Consider the following 19,270-nt stretch of genomic DNA (forward strand, 5'->3'; position numbering starts at 1 on the left):
CCTCCTCGGCGTGTACGAAGGGAACGGACCATGCGTCGGATCATCGCGACCGTATGCGCCCTGCTGTGTGCAATCCTGGCCGGCGGTGTGCTCGCCGTCCCGACGGCGACCGCCGCGCCCCGGGGCTGCCCGGAGATCTACGTGCTCGCGGTCCCCGGGACCTGGTCCAACGGTGCCAGCCCGGGTGTGCTGGGGGAGGTCACCGCCGGGCTCGGACCGGAAACCCGCGTGCAGTACGTCGGATACGACGCGACGGCGTTCCCGTGGGAGAAGGCGATCTACGGCAAGTCCAAGGCACAGGCGGTTGCCAACACCACGGGGCTCGCCCTTCAGATGCTCCGACGATGCCCCGGTACCCGGATCGCGCTCGTCGGCTACAGCCAGGGCGCCGACGCCGCCGGTGACCTCGCATCCGAGATCGGCACCGGTCGCGCTGCGATCCGTCCGAGCCAGGTCGCGGGGGTCGTGCTGATCGCAGACCCGCGGCGGTCGAAGCGGGACAATCTCATCGGCCCCGCCCTGAGGGGTGAGGGCAGTGGCGGACCACGCCTCGATGGCATGGGGTGGGTCCTGCCCAGGGCCTTCACGATCTGCGAACCCACCGACGTCTACTGCAACGTGCCCCGCGACTACTACGTGACACGGATCGTCGGCTACCTCGCCGAGACCAGCGACCCGACGCCGAGCCAGATCGTGCAGTATCAGGCCGAGGCGGGCGCGATCTTCTCCGAACTGCTCACCCTCGGCGGCCCCGGCGAGATCGCGCAGGAGCTTGGTGACGCGCGCGCTCGCGAGCAGATCAGGTCGTTCAACCAATTCCTCCAGTCCGGGTCGCACGGCACCTACCGGGACTTCGAGGTCCGTCCCGGCGTGACCGCGGTGCGGTGGGCCAACCGGTTCCTCGCCGGCCTCGCGTGACGACGCCGGTCGGCTGACCTGCACGAGAACCGGATGAATCGGACGTCCGACTAGAGTGGCGGCCGAAGTGGTCACCGATCCCGGGGACCAGCCGCCCGCCCTCGGACAGACGGAACATCTCCTTGCCAACGCAGCTCGCCGCCGTACTCGCCCAGACCGACCCGTCGCAAGGTCACAGCGGTTTCATCGGCTGGATTCTCGACCTCATGGACACGCTCGGCGAGCTGGGCGTCGGGGTGGCGATCCTTCTCGAGACCTTCCTGCCGCCGATCCCGTCCGAAGCCGTTCTCCCTGGCGCCGGGTTCCTCGCCTACGAGGGCCGCATGAACGTCTGGCTCGCCTGGGCCGCGGCGACCATCGGTTCGCTCGTCGGGGCCTGGCTCTGGTACTGGATCGGCGCGGCTCTGGGTCGCGACCGCACCCGGCGACTCGTCGGCCGGATGCCGCTGCTCGACTACGACGACTTCGACAAGGCGGAGGAGTACTTCGTCCGCTGGGGCGGAATGGCGGTTCTCCTCGGTCGGTGCGTGCCCCTCGTCCGATCGTTCGTCTCCATCCCGGCCGGGATCGAGAAGATGCCGTTCTGGCGTTTCACCGCCTACACGACGCTCGGCTCCGGCGTGTGGAACGCATTGTGGATCGGGATCGGCTTCGGCTTCGGTCCGGCCATCGCCCCCGCGCTCGAACGGTGGAGTGGCGTGCTGAGCAACATCGTGATCGCCGTGCTGGTCCTCATGGTCGCCTGGTTCGTCGTGAAGCGGGTCCGCCGACGCCGCGCCAGTGCCGCGGGATAGCGGGCCGGAAGAGTGGGACGACCCGTGGAATACCTCGTGCGGAAGCGCGGTTGTACCCCGCGACGGTGACGGACTCAATGCCCCGGGTCCCACCCTTTGCCGCTTCGAGCGGCCTGTTTGCCGAGAGGCGCACTGACCGCCATCGTCGTCCATCACACCGAAGCCGCCGGCCCGATTCCCGGGTCGGCGGCTTCGGTCGTTCGACGGCAACCGCGGTGGGCGAGTGGTCGCCTGCCCGCCCGGGTCATTCATGCAGGTGAGGGGCGCGTCGCTACGCGCGAGGTAACAGTTCTCGTGCGACGATCGATCTAGCCGTCGTGTGCGGCACTCGCCGTTTCGGGAACCGGAGCTGCGGGATTCACACGTGTCGGCAGTCGCGGGGGCGTGGCGAAAGCCACTGCAAAGTCCGGCGACACGACCGGGAACAGCCGCTACAGTAAAACAAAGTTCCAGTCCGTTGTAACGAATGTGAAGTATCAGGAAGTGATTGGTCATGAAGTTGGCTGACACATTTCACTCGCCCCGCCGGGGCTCTCTGTTGAACTCGCTGACCGGCTGGCGACTCGGAGGCCGCCGCGGTTCCACGACGATGTTCCCCGCCGAAGCGGAACGACTCATCACACCCGCCGAGCTCAGACGGTTCGGCGTCCGGTCCTAGCGCCCTTCGAGGCTCGCTTCGCTCGCACCTCAGGGAGCAGGAGGTCGTCGCTATCGCTCCTCAGGGAGCAATGGGGGACGCTTCTTCGGATCAGGGGGCAGGTGGCACGTCGCCTTCGGTGACGACACGCACGCTCATCCCGCCGACCGACACCACATCGCCGATCGTCAGCTGACGGCCGCGCCTGGTCTCCACCTCGTCGTTCACGGTGACCAGACCGTCGGCGATCACCTCCTTGGCCTCGGCCCCTGACTCGATCAGGTTGGCGAGTTTGAGGAATTGGCCGAGTCGGATGGAGTCGTCCCGGATCGTCACGTCGTACACGGCTTCGATCATGCCGGTCCACCGCCCGCCGGGCCACCTCGGCCGTCGGGGACGCAAGACGATCTGTGCCGGACGGGGCCCATCCGCGTGGAGTGCCGGGACATACCTCTCATCCCGACTACCTTTTACGCATGGCCACCGACACCCCCCTCGCGCCGGTCGACCCCGAGAATCCCGGCGAGCACCGCGACGTGGGACCGCGGACGCCCACCGCGGCCGACCGCAGGTCCCACGCGCTGCTCGACAAGATCCGACGGCCCTCCGGGTTCGGGTCCCGAGCCCCGCACATCGCCGGCACGATCGTCGGTGTCCTGGCGGCAATCGCGTTGCTGTCCAGCCTCTTCCCGGCGATCCGGCATCTGATCCACGACCCCCGCCGCTACGTCGACGACTACATCATCACCCTCCCCGACACCAGCTTCGCCTGGGCGTTCGTGCTCGCCCTCATCGCCGTCGCGCTCTCGGCCCGCAAGCGGATCGCCTGGTGGATCAGCGTCATCTACCTGATCCTGTTCATGGCGACCAACGCGTTCTATCTCGTGCCGTCGCTGGCCGACGACCTGGGCGTGACGCGGTGGGACCGCACGAACATCTACCTCGGACTGTTCATCGACGCGCTTGCCCTGATGTTCCTGCTGTCGACGTACCGTCAGTTCTACACACGGGTCCGCAAAGGCGCCGTCCTGGCGGCGTTCGGCACCCTGATCGCCGGACTGGCGATCGCGACCCTGCTGGGCTGGGCCTTGGTGTGGGCGTTCCCGCACACGCTGACCCGAGGCGACCGGTTGCCGTACGCGTTCAACCGGGTCGTGGCGTTCGGCGCCATCGACCAGGATGCCTCGTTCGACGGTCGGCACACCCACCTGTTCGTCAACGGCCTGCTGGGACTGTTCGGCGCCCTGGCGCTGATCGCCGCGGCCGTCGTGCTGTTCCGGTCGCAACGGCTGCGCTGGCTCATCACCGCCGAGGACGAGGCCCTCATCCGGGCGCTGATCACGCGGTTCAACGACGACGATTCGCTGGCGTACTTCTCGACCCGCCGCGACAAGGCCGTCGTGTTCTCGCCCGATGGTCGGGCAGCGATCACCTACCGGGTGGAGGTAGGCGTCGGACTGGCGGGCGGTGACCCGATCGGCGATCCGGAGTCGTGGCCGGATGCCATCGCCGAATTCCTCACCCTGTGCGAGAAGTACGGGTGGCACCCGGCGTCAATGGGGTCGAGCCCGCGCGGCGCGGCCGCCTTCGACGCCGCCGGTTTCGTCTCGCTCAACATCGGCGACGAGGCCATCCTGCACACGCGCGAGTTCAGTCTCAGTGGGCCGGCCATGAAGGCGGTGCGCCAGGCCGTGACCCCGACCCGTCGTGCCGGGGTCGGTGTCCGTATCCGACGGCACAACGAGATCGGCGACACCGAGATGGCGAAGATCGTCGCGCGCGCCGACGACTGGCGCGACACCGACGAGGAACGCGGCTTCGCGATGGCGCTCTCGCGCATCGGCGATCCCGCGGACGGCGACTGCCTCCTGGTCGAGGCCGTGATGGACGAGGGCACCCCCGACGAGCGGGTCGTCGGCATGCTGTCCTTCGTGCCGTGGGGGCGTCGTGGTGTCTCGCTCGACCTGATGCGTCGTGACCGGCACGGGCCCAACGGCGTCGTGGAGACCATGGTCGCCGAATTGTGCCGCAACTCCGAGCAATTGGGTATCACCGAGGTCTCGCTGAACTTCGCCGCGTTCCGGGCGTTCTTCGAGCAGGGTCCCCAGATTGGGGCCGGGCCCGTGATGCGGATGGGCTACTCGATCCTCATGTTCGGCTCGCGGTTCTTCCAGATGGAGTCGCTGTACAAGTCGAATGCGAAGTATCTGCCGGACTGGCAGTCGCGCTACCTGTGCTTCGAGGACAGCCGGATCCTGCCCCGGGTGGGCCTCGCCGCGATCGTGACCGAGGGTTTCATCACGTTGCCGCGCTTCGGACGGGCCAAGCACTACACGCAGGGGCCGCCGTCGATCCCGCCCGGTGTCAACGCGCCCGCGCTCATCGCCGAGCTCGACGCCGAGGCAGCCACACCCGAGGGTGCGGTCGTCCACCGGCCGGAACAGGTGCGCGTCCGACTCGAGAAGATGGACCGGCTCGTCGAGCGCGGCTTCGATCCGTACCCGCCGGCCGATCAACCCACTCATACGATCGCGGCGGCCAAGGCCGAGCCCGAGGGAACCGTCGTCACCGTCGCCGGGCGCGTGACGCGACTTCGGGACTTCGGCAAGGTGGTGTTCGCCGACGTCCACGACTGGTCCGGCGAGGTGCAGGTGCTGGTCGAGGATTCCCGGATCATCCCGGGCACACCCGATTTCGGTACCGACGTCGACCTCGGGGATCTGATCCAGGCCCGCGGCGTCGTCGGCACGAGTCGTAAGGGCGAGCTGTCGATCCTGATCGATGCCTGGCGGATCAACGGCAAATGCCTGCGCCCGCTGCCCGACAAGTGGGCCGGTCTCACCGATCCGGAAGCGCGTGTCCGGCAGCGCTATGTCGACCTCGCCATCAACGAGCAGACGCGCAAGTCGCTGGCGACCCGCAGTCTCGTGGTGAAGTCGTTGCGTGACTTCCTCGGCGCTCGTGGCTTTCTCGAGGTCGAGACACCGATCCTGCAGCAGATCCACGGCGGCGCGAACGCCACCCCGTTCCAGACGCACATCAACGCCTACAACCTCGACCTGTATCTGCGGATCGCCCCGGAGCTCTACCTCAAGCGACTGTGTGTCGGAGGTGTCGAGAAGGTCTTCGAGATCGGCCGCAACTTCCGCAACGAGGGTGTCGACTTCAGCCACAACCCCGAGTTCACGAGTCTGGAAGCCTATGAGGCGCACAGTGATTACCTCAAGATGCTCGACCTGACGCGCGAGATGATCCAGTACGCGGCGACGGCGGCCTACGGGGAACCGGTCATCGTGCGCACCGATGCCGACGGAAACGAAGAGCGCGTCGACATCTCCGGGGAGTGGCCGGTCAAGACCGTTCATCAGGTGGTCTCGGAGGGCGCGGAGCAGGAGATCACGCCGGAGACCTCCGTCGAGGAGTTGCGCGCGGTGTGTGACCGCCTGGAAATCAATCACCGGCCCGACTGGGACGCCGGGCAGATCGTCCTGGAACTGTACGAGCACCTCGGCGAGGATCGCACCACCTTCCCGACCTTCTACACCGACTTCCCGACGTCGACGTCGCCCCTCACGCGCGCACACCGGAGCAAGCCGGGCGTCGCCGAGCGGTGGGACCTCGTCGCCTGGGGCGTCGAACTCGGTACGGCTTACACCGAACTCACCGATCCGGTGGAGCAGCGGGCACGCCTCACCGAACAGTCGATCCTGGCTGCCGACGGTGATCCCGAGGCCATGGAACTCGACGAGGACTTCCTGCAGGCACTGGAATACGCGATGCCGCCGACCGGAGGTCTGGGGGTCGGTGTCGACCGGGTGGTCATGCTCATCACCGGACAGTCGATCCGCGAGTCGCTCGCGTTCCCGCTGGCGAAACCGCAGGACGCCTGAGGCGCCTTGGCGCCTTGGGCTCCTGTGTGATGAGCGTTCCTAAGCGTGATGTACACCATCCTCAATCTGTGCGACGCTGAAGACGCTGTGCAGCGCAACTTGTCTCATGAATAGCTGACCTGGAGGCTCAGAGAGATGAAAAGTGCGCGGAGAGTTGTCGTTTCGATCGCCGCGTCGGCCGTGATGCTGACGGGGTCGGGTGTGGGACTCTACGGCGGTGTGGCCGGGGCGGCACCCATTGGCGAGGGTCACGGCCTGAGTACCCCTGCGGGAGCGGGTTTCAGCTCGTTCCCGACGATTTATCAGAACTGGTTCTGGCCCAACATCGGTGTCCGTATGGAGTTCAATACGCTCTTCAATGCGGCGCAGACGCGTGACATCGCGCGTACCGGGATCGTGCCGGCTTTCGCCGGAACGGATCTGCCGTACAGCGGGATCGGCAGGTGGCTCGATGGAGGGGAACTCCAGAAACTCGTATCGAACGGTGGGTGTTTCGCGGTCGGCATCCGGCGGACCGAGGTGCTGTCTCCGGTGACGAAAAAGAAGGTCGCGTGGGCCGTCCAGACCTACCGCACTCCCGGGAACACGCCCCGGGATGTCGCGGCCGTCTGCGAAACCGGCGGGGACAACGGAGGCGGCGGGGACAACCGAGGCGGGGATTCGAATCAGGGCCTCTGATTCTGATCCGGCCGCCGCTCGCCGAAACCCGCCTGACCCGGGGTGGCAGTTGAGGTGTCGCACGGGACAGGTCCATGCGTGTGACTTCTTCACGTGTGAGCCCGCCCCCCAGTTCACCTCAGCCGCAGAGTGCTCCGACGGCGTCATGGTCGTGGGTGGGGATCACGCGCACGGTGTGGCGGGCCAGGTGGAGGCGGTGCAGCGTCGCGAACGCCGCGTCGCGGTCGTCGTCGACGAATTCGCCGGGGATGCTCGGCTTCTGGCGCAGGCGCGCCACCTGCTCGAAGTGCCAGGCCGCATCGCCGGCGAGCAGGACCGGGCCGGAGGACGTGCGGGCCAGGACGCCGACGCTCCCGGGGGTGTGCCCGCCGAGGTCGACGACGACCACGGAGCCGTCGCCGAACAGGTCGTGGCTCGCGACGAATGTGGACACGGGCGGGCCGTCGAGTTCGTAGTCGAGGATCGGTCGGCCGTCGGTCAGAGCCGCCCGCACCCCGCCGACCGGTGGTCGCGTGCCCGCCAGTATCCATTCGCGTTCGGGCCGAGGTAGCCACACCGGCAGGCCGGGCAGGTCCAGCAGGCCGCACACGTGATCCCAGTGAGCGTGCGTCGGCAGGGCGAAGTCGGGGGAGCGGTGCAGCGGCCGCAGCTCGAGACCGTCGGCGGTGCTGACCGTCGACCGCGGCGGGGTGATCAGCGGGCGCAAGATCGTCGGCAATTCGGGCAGGACGCGGTGGTGGGCGTCGCGGCAGAAGCCGGGATCGACCAAGAACGTGGCCTCGGGGTGCTCGACCACGAAGGTCGTCATCGCCGACGACGCGCGACGCAGGGTACGAGCTCCCTCGACGAGGCCGGCGAGCGGTACCCGTCGCGCAACCTGGGGCAGGGCGCGCACCCGGACCGTCACCTCGCCGTCGGGGAGCCCGGCGTCCTCGATGGCGTCGAAGAGTCGCCGGTCCGGCGGGCGCGGACGGAACGCGCCACGCACGGCGAGCGCACCCGTGCGCAGCATCTCGGCCGGCGCCGGGCCCGGCTGGCGAAAGGTGGCCACCGCGTATTCCTACCCCGGCCGCCAGGTGTGCGCGCCGATTCCGGGTAAGCGGATGTCATGTGTAGTTCACCGAGGAGAGGTTTTGGGTACCACTCCGCCGTCGTTGAATGGTCCTGGCCCCTCGAAAGGCCTGCTGTCCTCCCAGCGGGCTACAACCGAACACAATGTGTAACGACGCGCTAGGGTCCAACGACCTACTCATCGACCCCCGACGTCTGACGAGAGGTACCGGAATGGTTGTCGAAGAGCTCGTACACCAGGACCGTCGGGCGGACCGTCGCTGACATGCACCCGACCCTCATCTGGTTCACGGCGACTCCCAGGCAGCCACTGAGCCTTCCCGTGCCTCGTCCTCGACCCGGCAATACCTGAAACCGTGGCGCCGAGGGAGAGCGACGCCACCGCGAATGCGGATCATGGGGGCGGGGGAGAATCGCAGGTCCTACGCGACCTGCTGGCTCTGGTGGCCGCAGGGGACCGAGCGGCGTTCACGCGCTTCTATGACCTGACCAGTTCGCGGATCTACGGTCTGGCCGTCCGGGTGGTGCGTGATCGGCACTACGCCGAGGAGATCGTCCAGGAGGCCTACCTGCAGTACTGGCAGCGGGCGGCCGACTACGACCCGACCCGCGGATCGGTGATCACGTGGATGATGACGATCGCGCACCGGCGCGCCGTCGACCGGGTCCGTACCGAGGACATGCAGACCGAGCGGTTGTCGGAGTACGGCGTCCGGGCCGCCGAACCCGAGATGACGCAGGATCTTCCGCTCGAAGCGGTGCTGCGGTCGGTGGAGGTGAGCGCAGTGCACACCTGCCTCGGACATCTCACGGAACTGCAACGAGGAAGCCTCGAGATGTCGTACTTCGGAGGACTCACCTATCCCGAGGTGGCGGCGCGCACCGACACGCCCCTGCCCACCACGAAATCCCGTATCCGGGACGGCCTGAGACGGCTGCGGAGCTGCCTGGACGCGCAGGACGACCGCTGACGGATCGGCGGTGAGCGCGTCGTGCCGTCCGGCGACGCCGCGCCATCCGCGCGGGCACACTGGACGGGTGCACGAGACGACACCCGACGCGGGTCTGGATTCACCCGGTGAGTTCGTGACGGTCGGGGAGCATCGGCTCCACGTGCTCGACGAGGGGGCGGGTCCGCCGCTGCTGCTCATGGCGGCGCTCGGGAGCAACTGGTTCGACCTCGATCCGCTTGTCGCGCGGCTCGTCTCGTCGTGGCGGGTCGTGCGGTACGACCGCCCGGGTTACGGGCTGTCCGATCCCATCGGTCGGCGTCACCATCCGTCGCTGCTGGGCGAGGTGGAGCGGATGGCCGCGGTGCTCGACGCTCGGGGTATCACCGAACCGGTTGTCGTCGTGGGGCATTCGCTGGCGTCGCTGTATGTGGAGGCGTTCGCACGCCGATATCCCGAGCGGACCGCGGGCGTCGTCATCCTCGACGGATCGTTCGTCCTGGTGCCGTGGCGGATCGTTCCGCTGTCGTTCCGGGTGGGCAACGCCCATCGGGTGGTCGGTGCGGCGCGCGCGGTGACGAGCCGCGTCGGGATTCGTCGCTGGCCCAGTTTCCAGGTGTGGAGCCGCGTCGTGCCCGCGCCACCGGAGGGTCGAGGCGAGCAGCAGCGCCGATGGAGTACGCGCGTCTTCGGGCAGCCGCCCTACCTCCTGGCCCTTCTCGTCGAGAACGCCGCCTTCGGATCGATGAACCAGACGTTGCGGAGTCTGCGACGGTCCGAGCCGATGCCGGACGTCCCGGTGATCGTCGTCGTGGCGTCGTCCAGGCTCCCGGGGTGGCGCCACTTCTGGGAATGGAAGCAGCGACGGTACGCCGACGTGCTCGGTGCCCGCGAGATCGCGGTACTCCCGAGGGCGCGGCACTTCCTCGTGTCGGAGCGCCCGGACGACGTCGCCGAGATCATCGGCGGGGTGCGGCCCATCCCTACCCGCGAGTAACCAGCTACTTGCGGTTACACCTAAACTGTTCGGCATGAGCGAGCTGACCTTCACCCCGACGGCCGACCTCGTCGACGACATCGGCGCCGACGTCCGAAGCTGCGACACCCAGTTCACGCAGTTCGGCGGAAACCGGGAGTTCGTCGGACGGGTGTCGACGGTCAAGTGCTTCCAGGACAACGCCCTGCTGAAGTCGGTTCTGGGTGAATCCAACCCCGGCGGGGTGCTCGTCGTCGACGGCGACGCGTCGGTCCACACCGCACTGGTCGGAGACCTCATCGCCGAGCTCGGCCGCTCCAACGGCTGGGTGGGGATCATCGTCAACGGCGCCATCCGCGACGCCAAGACCATCGGCGGGATGGCGATCGGGGTCAAGGCCCTGGGTACCAACCCGCGCAAGTCGACCAAGACCGGCGCCGGTGAACGCGACGTCCCGCTGACCATCGGCGGCGAGACGTTCACCCCCGGCGACATCGTCTACTCCGACGACGACGGCATCGTGCTCGTCGCGGCGGGAGACAACCAGTAGAGCCCCGACCGCAGACCACGATCGACATCGAAGACCGGACACCCGCACAGCGCTGAGGAGCACCGCCATGCCGAAGCCCACCGCCGACTATTTCGCTCGCCTGGGTGCGCTCGTCGCCATCGACGACGCCGCGAGTCGTCCCACGCGCCCCGTCCTCGAGGCGTTCAGCGGGACGGAGATGGCGACCATCCCGGTCGCCACCGCCGACGATCTCGAGGTGGCGGTCGCCCGGGCCCGCCAGGCGCAGGAGGGATGGGCGGCCCGCACGCCGGCCGACCGCGCCGCGATCATCGACCGTTTCTCCGACCTGGTCCACCGCAACGCGGCGTCGTTGATGGACATCGCGCAGGCCGAGACCGGCAAGGCGCGCATCTACGCGCAAGAAGAGGTCATCGACGTCTCGATCACCGCGCGGCACTACGCGACGAACGGACCCAAGCTGCTGGCCGATCGCAAGGTCAAGGGCATGCTGCCGGGCGCGACCAGCGTGCGCGTGCGGTACCTGCCCAAGGGTGTGGTCGGCATCATCAGCCCGTGGAACTACCCGCTGACACTGGCCGTGTCCGATGCGGTGGCCGCCCTGATCGCCGGCAACGGCGTCGTGATCAAACCCGACAGCCAGACGCCGTACTGCGCGCTGGCCCTGGCCGAGTTGCTGTATGAGGCGGGTCTGCCGCGTGAGCTGTACGCCGTGGTGCCCGGACCGGGAAGCGTTGTCGGGCAAGCAATCATGGCCAGCACCGACTACGTGATGTTCACCGGCTCCTCGGAGACCGGGGCCACCCTCGCCGAACAGGCCGGGCGTCGGCTCATCGGCTTCTCGGCCGAACTCGGCGGCAAGAACCCGATGGTCGTCACCGCGAGCGCCGACATCGCCAACGCCGTGCGCGGCGCGGCGCGCGCGTCGTACTCCAACTCCGGGCAGCTGTGCATCTCGATCGAACGGATCTACGTCGACAAGAAGATCGCCGACGACTTCGCCGAGCGGTTCGCTGCGTATGTCTCCACGATGAAGCTGTCGGCCTCCTACGATTTCAGCGCCGACATGGGTTCGCTGGCCTCGGCCGCGCAGATCGACACCGCCGAAGCACACGTCGAGGACGCGGTCGCCAAGGGCGCGAAGGTGCTCGCCGGCGGCAAGCGTCGCGCGGACCTGGGCCCCTTCTTCTTCGAGCCGACGGTCCTCACCGACGTCACCGACGACATGGTGTGTTTCGCGAACGAGACCTTCGGACCGGTCGTCTCGATCTACCCGGTGGACTCCACCGACGAGGCGATCAAGCTCGCCAACGACACCGACTACGGTCTCAACGCCAGCGTCTTCGCCGGTAGCAGCGCCGAGGCGCAGCAGGTCGCCGAACAACTGCGCGCCGGGACGGTGAACATCAACGAGGGTTACGCCGCCGCATGGGCGTCGACGGCGGCCCCGATGGGCGGCATGGGCATCTCCGGCATGGGACGCCGCCACGGTGACGAGGGCCTCCTGAAGTACACCGAGCCGCAGACCATCGCCGAGCAGCGTTTCATCGGCATCGATCGCATGCCGGTGGTCCCGACGAGCATCTACCGCGCCATCACGCCGACCGCCGTCCGCGCGTTGAAGTACCTGCCGGGGCGGTAAAAGAGTTCACACTCTGCTTCGTTCGGGAGCGGGATGACTCGTTCCCTCGACGGGCGTCGAGTAGGACGAATCTCCGTCCACCTCAGGGTGTGGGAAGGGCAGATCGCCCTTCGACCTCGCTCACAGGGACGCAAATTCCTCACCTCGGACGGCGTCGCCACCACCCGGTCGCTCCGGTCGGGCCGCGACGTCTCCATCTGGCGTGCCTCGGGAGCACGATTTCGCTGATCGAGACGCCCGATGTCCTGCCCCGTCGGTGTGAGCGTGGTTACGGTAGGCCTCGTGACCCGAACACGTCATGGACGCAGAAAATCCGTCCGATCACCGGCCCGTGGGCTTGCGACGATGACCGCGTCCGCGGCCGTCGTGGCTGGGTTGTTCATCGCCGGCCCGGCGGCTCATGCTCGAGTGCCGCTGCAGGTCACTGCTGTGACTGGCGGGATGACCATCCCCTGGGGTGTAGTTGTTGCACCCGACGGCACCGTGCTTTCCGGTGAGCGCGCGGGGCGGTTTGTTGCGGTGCGCCCCGGTGGAAAACGTGTGAACGTCAGAGCAGATCTGTCGAAGATCTTCGCGGTCCACGAGGCGGGCCTCATGGGGCTCGCCATCGACCAACGGTTCTCGGACAACCGGCGTGTGTATTCGTGTCAAGCGGAGTACACGGTGCCCGGCGCCTTTGTCGTGCCGGAACCTCTTGGCGGCGCACCTCTTCCGGCCCCACAGACTGGTCAGACCATCAAGGTGGTGTCGTGGCGGGTGAGTGCGGACTGGACGCAGATGATCCGTGAACGGACGGTCCTCGGTGGAATCCCCGTGACGTCCTCCGGCAGTCGTGCCGGATGCGGCCTATCCGCTACCGCCGACAGCCTCTGGGTCGGTACCGGCGACACAGGCACACCATCCGTTGCCCAGGACCGGAAGTCGCTGGGCGGCAAAGTTTTACACATCAAATTCGACGGTACGCCCGCTCCGGGAAACCCGAACCCGCGCAGCCCGATCTACAGCCTCGGGCATCGCAACGTACAGGGCGTGGCGGTCCAGCCCGGCACGGGTCGCGTGTACGCCATCGAGCAGGGCACGAGCCGCGACGACGAGCTGAACCGCATCGTCGCCGGGGGCAACTACGGTTATAAGCCCGATCGCACACCGATCATCTACGACGAATCGGTGCCGATGACCGATCCGGTACGGGTCCCCGGCGCGATCGGTCCGGTCTGGAGTTCGGGCAACGAGACGATCGCTCTGCCCGGAATCGCATTCCTGCCCGAAACCGGTTGGGGCGCATACAACGGCGGCGTCGTGCTGACGGCGCTCAAGGGCAAACGACTGGTGTTCCTTAAGCTCTCTGACGACGGACGCCACGTGGTGTCGCGAACCGAGGCCCTGAAGGACGAGCATGGTCGCCTGCGCGGGGTGACCGTTGCGCCCGACGGCTCGCTGATCCTGACAACCAGCGACGGCGAAGGCGCAGACCGCATCCTGCGGGTGCGCTGGGACGGCTGAGCAATGTGCGACAACTTGGCCGTCGGACACGCAATCGACCGTGATCGTCGGCGCACCGAAGTTCGCCGGTGGTACCGGCGGTCCGGCGCGCGTGATCGCCATGGTGTGAATCGGACACAGAAAGGTCATCGATGACGACGCGCATCACCCGGTTCGACCGCGGACCCCACACCTTCGACGTCACCGACGAAGGTCCGATCGACGGTGAACCGATCGTGCTGTTGCACGGGTTCCCCCAGCGGGCCTCGTGCTGGGAACTGGTCGCGGAAATCTTGCACGACAACGGGTTCAGGACCCTCGCACCGGACCAGCGTGGGTACTCGCCCGGTGCTCGCCCCGCACGCCGACGGGACTACGTGCAGAGCGAACTGACCGCGGACGTGCTCGCCCTGCTCGACGCCGCAGGCCTCGAACGAGCCCACGTCGTCGGCCACGACTGGGGCGCACTCGTCGGGTGGGCGGTCGCCGCGCACCATCCCGAGCGGGTGAAAACGCTGACCGCCCTGTCTGTTCCGCACCCAGGGGCGTTCCTGCGCTCGATGCGCCACGGACAGATCTTCCGGTCCTGGTACATGGCCGCCTTCCAGATTCCGGTCCTGCCCGAGAAGTTCCTCGGCTGGGCGATGCGAACACAACCGGACTTCGGGGAGCGGATGGGACTTCCGCAACCGTTCGCGTCGCGGATCGCCCGTGAGATCGGTGACTACGGCGCCCTTCCCGGCGCGCTGGGTTGGTATCGCGCGATGCCGCTCCCCGACAAGCGATCCGCGCCCCGGCGGGTCCGCGTCCCGACCACGTTCGTGTGGGGCGACGCGGACCCGGCGATCGGCGAGGAGGCGGCCCGCCTGTGTTCGGGGTGGGTCGACGCGAAGTACGAGTTCATCGCGTTGCGCGGTGCCGACCATTGGCTGCCCGAAGCGCACGCCGACGACGTTGTCGCCGCGGTTCTCGACCGGGTCGGCGATCTCGCCCCGGCGAACGGGTCGACCACCGCCCCGTCGGCGGCGGGACCGTCAGCGCAGGACTCGGCGTAACACGACGAAGACGATCAGCGCGACCACAGCTGCGAGCCCGGCATACGCGGGCGTGAGATTGGTGGTCGGGGGTTCGGTGGGCGAACCCGATCGCAACTGCGCGAAAGTCGCACGGGCGGCGTCTGATTCGGCGACCACATCGACCGGCGGGTGCGCGGGCGTGGGATCGGCGGGCGCGGGGGCCGAGGACGCGGTCGGGGCCGGCTTCGGGGAGTGCGTCACCGGCGGCTCGGGGGGCGACGCCGGGGTCGTGGCCGACGACACCTGAGGCGCTTCGGGTTCCGGGGTCGGAGTCGGCGGATCCACTGGCTCCGGGGCGGGCGGCGCCGACTTCGGCGGCGCCTTCTTGGCCGGTGCCTTCTTGGCTGCCGACTTCTTCGCCGGTGCGGCCCCGGCGGCCTTTTTCGCGGGGCTCTTCTTGGCCGGTGCCTTTTTCGCGGGGCTCTTCTTCGCCGCCTTCTTCGGCGGAAGCTTGTCGCCGCCGGATTCCGCGGCAGCCGTCTCCGGCGAGGCCTTCTTCGCTACCGGCGCGGCGGGTACGGCGTCGGGTACGGAGGCGGACTCTTCCGGTGCGGCGATCGGGAACAGCGCCTGCTCGTCTTGGTTCGACTCACCGGCGGACGGCGTGGCGTTCGGATCCGGCTCGGTCATACGGCGCTCCCTCGCAAGTATCCGGCAGGCGCCCGGCAACTGCTGCGCCGCGCGACACGTTCGCACCCATCCTAATGGTGTGCCCCGGAACCGGGCACCGGCGACCGGATCCCGCAGCCTGTTCCACACGTGCCGCTGATCGCTCGCCGATCTCACCCGACGGGCCGCCGTCCACCGGCGCGGCGAGGACCCGGCTCGGACCGTGGGTCAGGAACGGACCCCGAGCCGCGCGAGGATGTCGGCGTCGACGGCTTCGAGTTCGTCGGCGATGGACTTGTGGGCGGTGCGGCGCTGACCGGCCGACATCGTCTCGGCGGTCTGCACCGCGATGTCCAGATTGTCGAGGCGCTTGGTCATCGCCGCGACGAAATCCGTGGAGTCGGAGCTGGTGTCCTGCGCGACGACCTTCTCCAGTGCCGTACGGGTGGTCGCGATCCGCGCGGACAGGGTCGCTCCGTGACCGCTGAACTGGCGCAACACCTCCGGTGAGACCCCCGCGCGGTTCGCCTGCAGTGTGGAGAGCTGTTCGCGTCCGGCGACCGCGGCCCGGTAGACGACGGGTGCGGCGATCGGTGCCACGAGCCGGGCGACGGTGAGGTAGCGCTTCACGCTGGCCGGGCTGAGAGCCTTCGCGTCGGCGGCGGCCTGCGCCTCGACGGCGAACTTCTTCGCCTCGGCCTTGCTCACCTTCGTCTGGGACTTGGCGAGCTGCTTGGCGGTCTTGCGCTCGGCTTTCATCTCCTTCTGGAAGTACTTGTGCTCGTTCTTGCGCCGGGCCTTTTGTTCCTTGCGCCGCGACTTGGCGTCGAACTTGGCCTCCAGCTTGGCTTTCGCCTTGAGAGCCTTGGCCTCTGCCTTGCGCTGAGCACGAGTCGTACCGTCGGAGGAGAACAATCCCATCGAATGCCCTTTCGCTGCTGCCGAGAAGACCGCAGTGGACCCCCGGCCTGCTCTCGTTCCGCTCCCGGCGCCGGTGTCGACCGGCTCGCTCGATCGCGTCCGGCGCCGCACTTCGTGGCCCCGCTCGCTTCGCTCCCGACGTCAGGCGCGCGTGATAACAAGTACAAGCATGACATGTGGTTGTATCCGACCACGTGTCCGTCCGTTCGAGCCCGGAAAGGGATGGCGTGGTCCCTGTCGTGTTGTCGCCGCGCGACCTCGCCGGTTGCGAGCACCGGGTCGCCCTCGATTTCGCGCACGACAGACGTCCCGCCGACGAACCCGATCCGCCTGGCGTGCAGCGCCGCAAGGAGGCCGCGGCCGACCATCGGGCGGCGATCCGCGAGCTGCTCCGGGGGGTACACAGCGATCAGCCGGGCGCGTTCGTGGTCGTCGACGCCGATGCGAGCACCGCTGAGCGCGTCGCGGCCACGCTGCGTGCCTGCGACGCCGGGGCGTCGTGGATCTGGAACGCGACCCTGCCGACCGACCGGGAGCACGGGCGCCGTGGCCATTCCGAACTGCTGGTGCGGGTCGGGGACGGTTACACACCCGTCATCGTCGTCAACCACCGGGTCAGCCAGCCGGCGAAATCGACGCCGGAACCGGACGGGCGCGCGCCCAGCCTGGTGACCAGTCCGTTCTGGATGTGGGCACCGAGCCCCGACCCGTATCGGACCGGCCGGCCGAACCGACGGGACAACCTCCGGCTGGCTCATCTCACCGCCATGCTCGTGGAGATCGGCAGGGCGTCGTCGACCGACACGACAGAGTTGCGCGGCGGCGTGATCGGCGTGGACGCGGACTGCATCGTCGTCCTGGACACCGGGGCGATGCTCGAGGACTACTCGGCGATCCTCGAGCATCGGCTCGCGGTCGCGGGTGGGCAGGTCCCCACCGAGCCCCGCCGGATCAGCGAATGCCGTTCGTGCCCGTGGTGGGTGCGCTGCGGACCGGAGCTCGAGGAGAAGCGCGACGTCAGTCTCGTGGCGAGCGGCAACCAGGGTTCGGTCCTGATTGATGCCGGGATCACGACGATCGACGAACTGGCCGCACAGCGCGGGGCCCCACCGGAGGGCTGGCCGGGAGGCGTCCGGTTCGGCGACGCGATCATCAACGCGATCGCCTGGCTCACCGGCACCGAGCTCGTCCGGCGCGTCGACTCGCCGCGGGTCCACCGCGCCGACATCGAGATCGACGTCGACATGGAGAGCTACGGCGAGCACGGGGCGTATCTGTGGGGGACACTGCGCACCGACACCACCGACTCGTCCGCGCCCGTCGAGTACCGCCCGTTCGTCACCTGGGACCCGCTGCCCACGCGCGATGAAGCGCGGTCGTTCGCCGAGTTCTGGGGATGGCTCATGGCCGAACGCGCCGCCGCCCGCGAGGCCGGGAAGACGTTCGCGGCCTACTGCTACTCCCAGCAGGCGGAGAACCGATGGCTGCTGGGGTCGGCCGACAGGTTTGCCGGCGAGCCGGGCATCCCGGCGCGCGCCGAGGTCCAGGCCTTCATCGCATCGTCGGAATGGGTGGACATCTACGAGGCGGTCGGCGAGAACTTCATCTGCCCGCGGGGCAAGGGCTTGAAACGAGTGGCGCCGGTCGCCGGGTTCTCGTGGCGCGACGACGACGCGAGCGGCGAGGCGTCGATGGAGTGGTACCGGGCGGCTGTCGCGCTCGGGGGCGGGCGCCCCGACGACGGGCAGCGCCGGCGACTTCTCGAATACAACGAAGACGATGTCCGTGCCACAAAAGTGTTGCGCGAGTGGATGACCGACGGCGCGGCCGCGCAGGTGCCGCACGAGCGGGATCTGCTCGACCGGTTCCGGGCGAGCTGACGACCTCAGCCGAACCGCGGGGTCGAACGTCTCGTCGCCGCGTGTCAGGGACGCATCGAGCGCAACGAGTCGAGGAACGACCCGCTGCCGAGCAGGGCGACGGCGCCGAGCAGCAACAGTGCTCCCGGCGCCACGCCGAGGACGAACTTCCGCACCGACGTCAACGTCGAGTCCTCCGGCACACCGGGCGAGGCCTGCGGCGGATCGACCGGCGGACCCGCTGCACCCGCAACCGTCTGCGAGGTGTCGGAGCCGTCGGATTCGACACCGGTGTCGGGCTGTGGAGAACGACGATCGGTGTCCGGCCCGCTGCCGGAGCCGGAGTCCGGAGTCGGCCCGGTCGAACCACCTCCACCAGGCGGGGCGACCGTCGGTACGTCGGTGACGGCCGGACCGGTGTTCGCGGGGACCCCGGCCAGGTCGGACCCGCTCACATCGCCATCGGACGCCGAGGGAGCGTCCTCCTCCCGGCGGATGCCGCGGGACGGGTCGTCACCGTCGCCATCGCGCCCGGACGTGGTTTCGCGCCCGGACGTCGACGGATCCGGATCGCCGGTACTGGTCGTGGTCGTGGTCGTGGTCTCGCTCGTCGTGTCCGACGTCCCTGGCATGGGCGACGATCCACAACCGCAGCCCGTGGGATGGGACGGTGCGGAGGACTCGTCCGTGGTCTCGGGGTCCGTGGTTTCGGGTTCGGTCGTCTCGGGGTCATCGGTTGCCGAGCCCGCGGGTGTGTCGGTGTCGGTGTCGTCGACCTCGTCCGTGTCATCGGGATCGCTGTCGGAGTCGGAGTCGGAGTCGGAGTCGGAGTGGGCGTCACCGGCCCAGTCCGCGCCTGGCGCATCGGGGCCGGGTGGGGCTGTCGACGCCACCCCGGGCGCGACGACGATGAAGAGAATCGCGGCGAGAGCGATCAGAAGGACGGCGAGACCACGCGGCTTGGCACGGGCGCCGCGGGGGTCGGGAGACGGTGGCTCATCGTTCGTCAGGCGTACAGTCGAGGGGGTGAAACATCGTCGCTGACACCGTGCGGCGGATCGACGCGCACCGCGGGCCGAACCCGAATGTTCATCTGACGGATCCGCGTCGGCAACCCATGACCCCCATGAATGTGAAGAACGCCACACTATCGATCGTTACACCATCTTCACAGGTGATACGCGCAGAGCGCGGCGGTCCGGTACTTTCTGATCGTACCGATCGTTGCAACGGCCGTG

The 19,270-nt window shown here is 68.4% G+C and carries 16 protein-coding genes; 11 read left to right on the forward strand and 5 right to left on the reverse strand.

Going from position 1 to position 19,270, the window contains the following annotated elements; all coding sequences use genetic code 11:
* Positions 1–30: 30 nt before the first annotated feature.
* Together MVF96_RS01180 and MVF96_RS01185 are read left to right on the forward strand one after the other, a co-directional pair.
* On the forward strand, positions 31–918 hold the full coding sequence (locus MVF96_RS01180; protein ID WP_247450873.1) for a cutinase family protein: 888 nt from the start codon (positions 31–33) through the stop codon (positions 916–918).
* A gap of 122 nt (positions 919–1,040) precedes the next feature.
* Complete coding sequence (locus tag MVF96_RS01185; RefSeq protein ID WP_058253696.1) at positions 1,041–1,712, forward strand: DedA family protein; 672 nt, start codon at positions 1,041–1,043, stop codon at positions 1,710–1,712.
* 748 nt (positions 1,713–2,460) lie between these two features.
* Here MVF96_RS01185 and MVF96_RS01190 read toward each other — a convergent pair.
* Positions 2,461–2,706, reverse strand: a complete 246-nt coding sequence (locus MVF96_RS01190) for an RNA-binding S4 domain-containing protein (RefSeq protein ID WP_137809839.1) — start codon at positions 2,704–2,706, stop codon at positions 2,461–2,463.
* Between the two features lie 119 nt (positions 2,707–2,825).
* Here MVF96_RS01190 and lysX point away from each other — a divergent pair, with 119 nt between their 5' ends.
* Together lysX and MVF96_RS01200 are read left to right on the forward strand one after the other, a co-directional pair.
* Positions 2,826–6,239: a bifunctional lysylphosphatidylglycerol synthetase/lysine--tRNA ligase LysX gene (gene lysX, locus MVF96_RS01195; RefSeq protein WP_247450875.1), complete on the forward strand. Its 3,414-nt coding sequence runs from the start codon at positions 2,826–2,828 to the stop codon at positions 6,237–6,239.
* A gap of 336 nt (positions 6,240–6,575) precedes the next feature.
* Positions 6,576–6,917 (forward strand): hypothetical protein, encoded by a 342-nt coding sequence (locus MVF96_RS01200; protein ID WP_247450877.1) that lies wholly within the window; start codon positions 6,576–6,578, stop codon positions 6,915–6,917.
* 118 nt (positions 6,918–7,035) lie between these two features.
* Here the strand turns inward: MVF96_RS01200 and MVF96_RS01205 are convergent, their stop codons facing one another.
* Positions 7,036–7,968: an MBL fold metallo-hydrolase gene (locus tag MVF96_RS01205; RefSeq protein ID WP_247450878.1), complete on the reverse strand. Its 933-nt coding sequence runs from the start codon at positions 7,966–7,968 to the stop codon at positions 7,036–7,038.
* A 376-nt stretch (positions 7,969–8,344) separates the two neighbouring features.
* Here MVF96_RS01205 and sigK point away from each other — a divergent pair, with 376 nt between their 5' ends.
* The 6 genes from sigK (at position 8,345) to MVF96_RS01235 (ending at position 14,622) form a co-directional block, all read left to right on the forward strand.
* Positions 8,345–8,959: an ECF RNA polymerase sigma factor SigK gene (gene sigK / locus MVF96_RS01210; protein ID WP_065631299.1), complete on the forward strand. Its 615-nt coding sequence runs from the start codon at positions 8,345–8,347 to the stop codon at positions 8,957–8,959.
* A gap of 67 nt (positions 8,960–9,026) precedes the next feature.
* Positions 9,027–9,935: an alpha/beta fold hydrolase gene (locus MVF96_RS01215; protein WP_137809843.1), complete on the forward strand. Its 909-nt coding sequence runs from the start codon at positions 9,027–9,029 to the stop codon at positions 9,933–9,935.
* Positions 9,936–9,969: 34 nt separating this feature from the next.
* Positions 9,970–10,464, forward strand: a complete 495-nt coding sequence (gene rraA, locus MVF96_RS01220; RefSeq protein WP_078111901.1) for a ribonuclease E activity regulator RraA — start codon at positions 9,970–9,972, stop codon at positions 10,462–10,464.
* A 67-nt stretch (positions 10,465–10,531) separates the two neighbouring features.
* Positions 10,532–12,085: a succinic semialdehyde dehydrogenase gene (locus MVF96_RS01225; protein ID WP_137809844.1), complete on the forward strand. Its 1,554-nt coding sequence runs from the start codon at positions 10,532–10,534 to the stop codon at positions 12,083–12,085.
* A 345-nt stretch (positions 12,086–12,430) separates the two neighbouring features.
* A complete protein-coding gene (locus tag MVF96_RS01230) occupies positions 12,431–13,588 on the forward strand; it encodes a PQQ-dependent sugar dehydrogenase (RefSeq protein ID WP_247450880.1) in 1,158 nt (385 codons plus the stop codon).
* Positions 13,589–13,719: 131 nt separating this feature from the next.
* A complete protein-coding gene (locus tag MVF96_RS01235) occupies positions 13,720–14,622 on the forward strand; it encodes an alpha/beta fold hydrolase (protein ID WP_137809846.1) in 903 nt (300 codons plus the stop codon).
* On the opposite strand, the gene MVF96_RS01240 is transcribed toward MVF96_RS01235, so the two are convergent.
* Both MVF96_RS01240 and MVF96_RS01245 read right to left on the reverse strand, forming a co-directional pair.
* The gene (locus MVF96_RS01240; RefSeq protein ID WP_247450882.1) at positions 14,602–15,273 is read right to left on the reverse strand and encodes a hypothetical protein; all 672 of its coding nucleotides are present in this window, start codon (positions 15,271–15,273) and stop codon (positions 14,602–14,604) included. The genes MVF96_RS01235 and MVF96_RS01240 overlap by 21 nt on opposite strands.
* 207 nt (positions 15,274–15,480) lie before the next feature.
* Complete coding sequence (locus MVF96_RS01245; protein ID WP_068969999.1) at positions 15,481–16,173, reverse strand: DUF6474 family protein; 693 nt, start codon at positions 16,171–16,173, stop codon at positions 15,481–15,483.
* A gap of 227 nt (positions 16,174–16,400) precedes the next feature.
* Between MVF96_RS01245 and MVF96_RS01250 the strand changes: the two genes are divergently transcribed.
* The gene (locus tag MVF96_RS01250; RefSeq protein WP_058253705.1) at positions 16,401–18,053 is read left to right on the forward strand and encodes a TM0106 family RecB-like putative nuclease; all 1,653 of its coding nucleotides are present in this window, start codon (positions 16,401–16,403) and stop codon (positions 18,051–18,053) included.
* Positions 18,054–18,097: 44 nt separating this feature from the next.
* Here MVF96_RS01250 and MVF96_RS01255 read toward each other — a convergent pair whose 3' ends face one another.
* Complete coding sequence (locus MVF96_RS01255) at positions 18,098–18,925, reverse strand: hypothetical protein (protein ID WP_247450883.1); 828 nt, start codon at positions 18,923–18,925, stop codon at positions 18,098–18,100.
* Positions 18,926–19,270: the final 345 nt, after the last annotated feature.

The organism is Gordonia hongkongensis (assembly GCF_023078355.1).
Classification (GTDB): domain Bacteria; phylum Actinomycetota; class Actinomycetes; order Mycobacteriales; family Mycobacteriaceae; genus Gordonia; species Gordonia hongkongensis.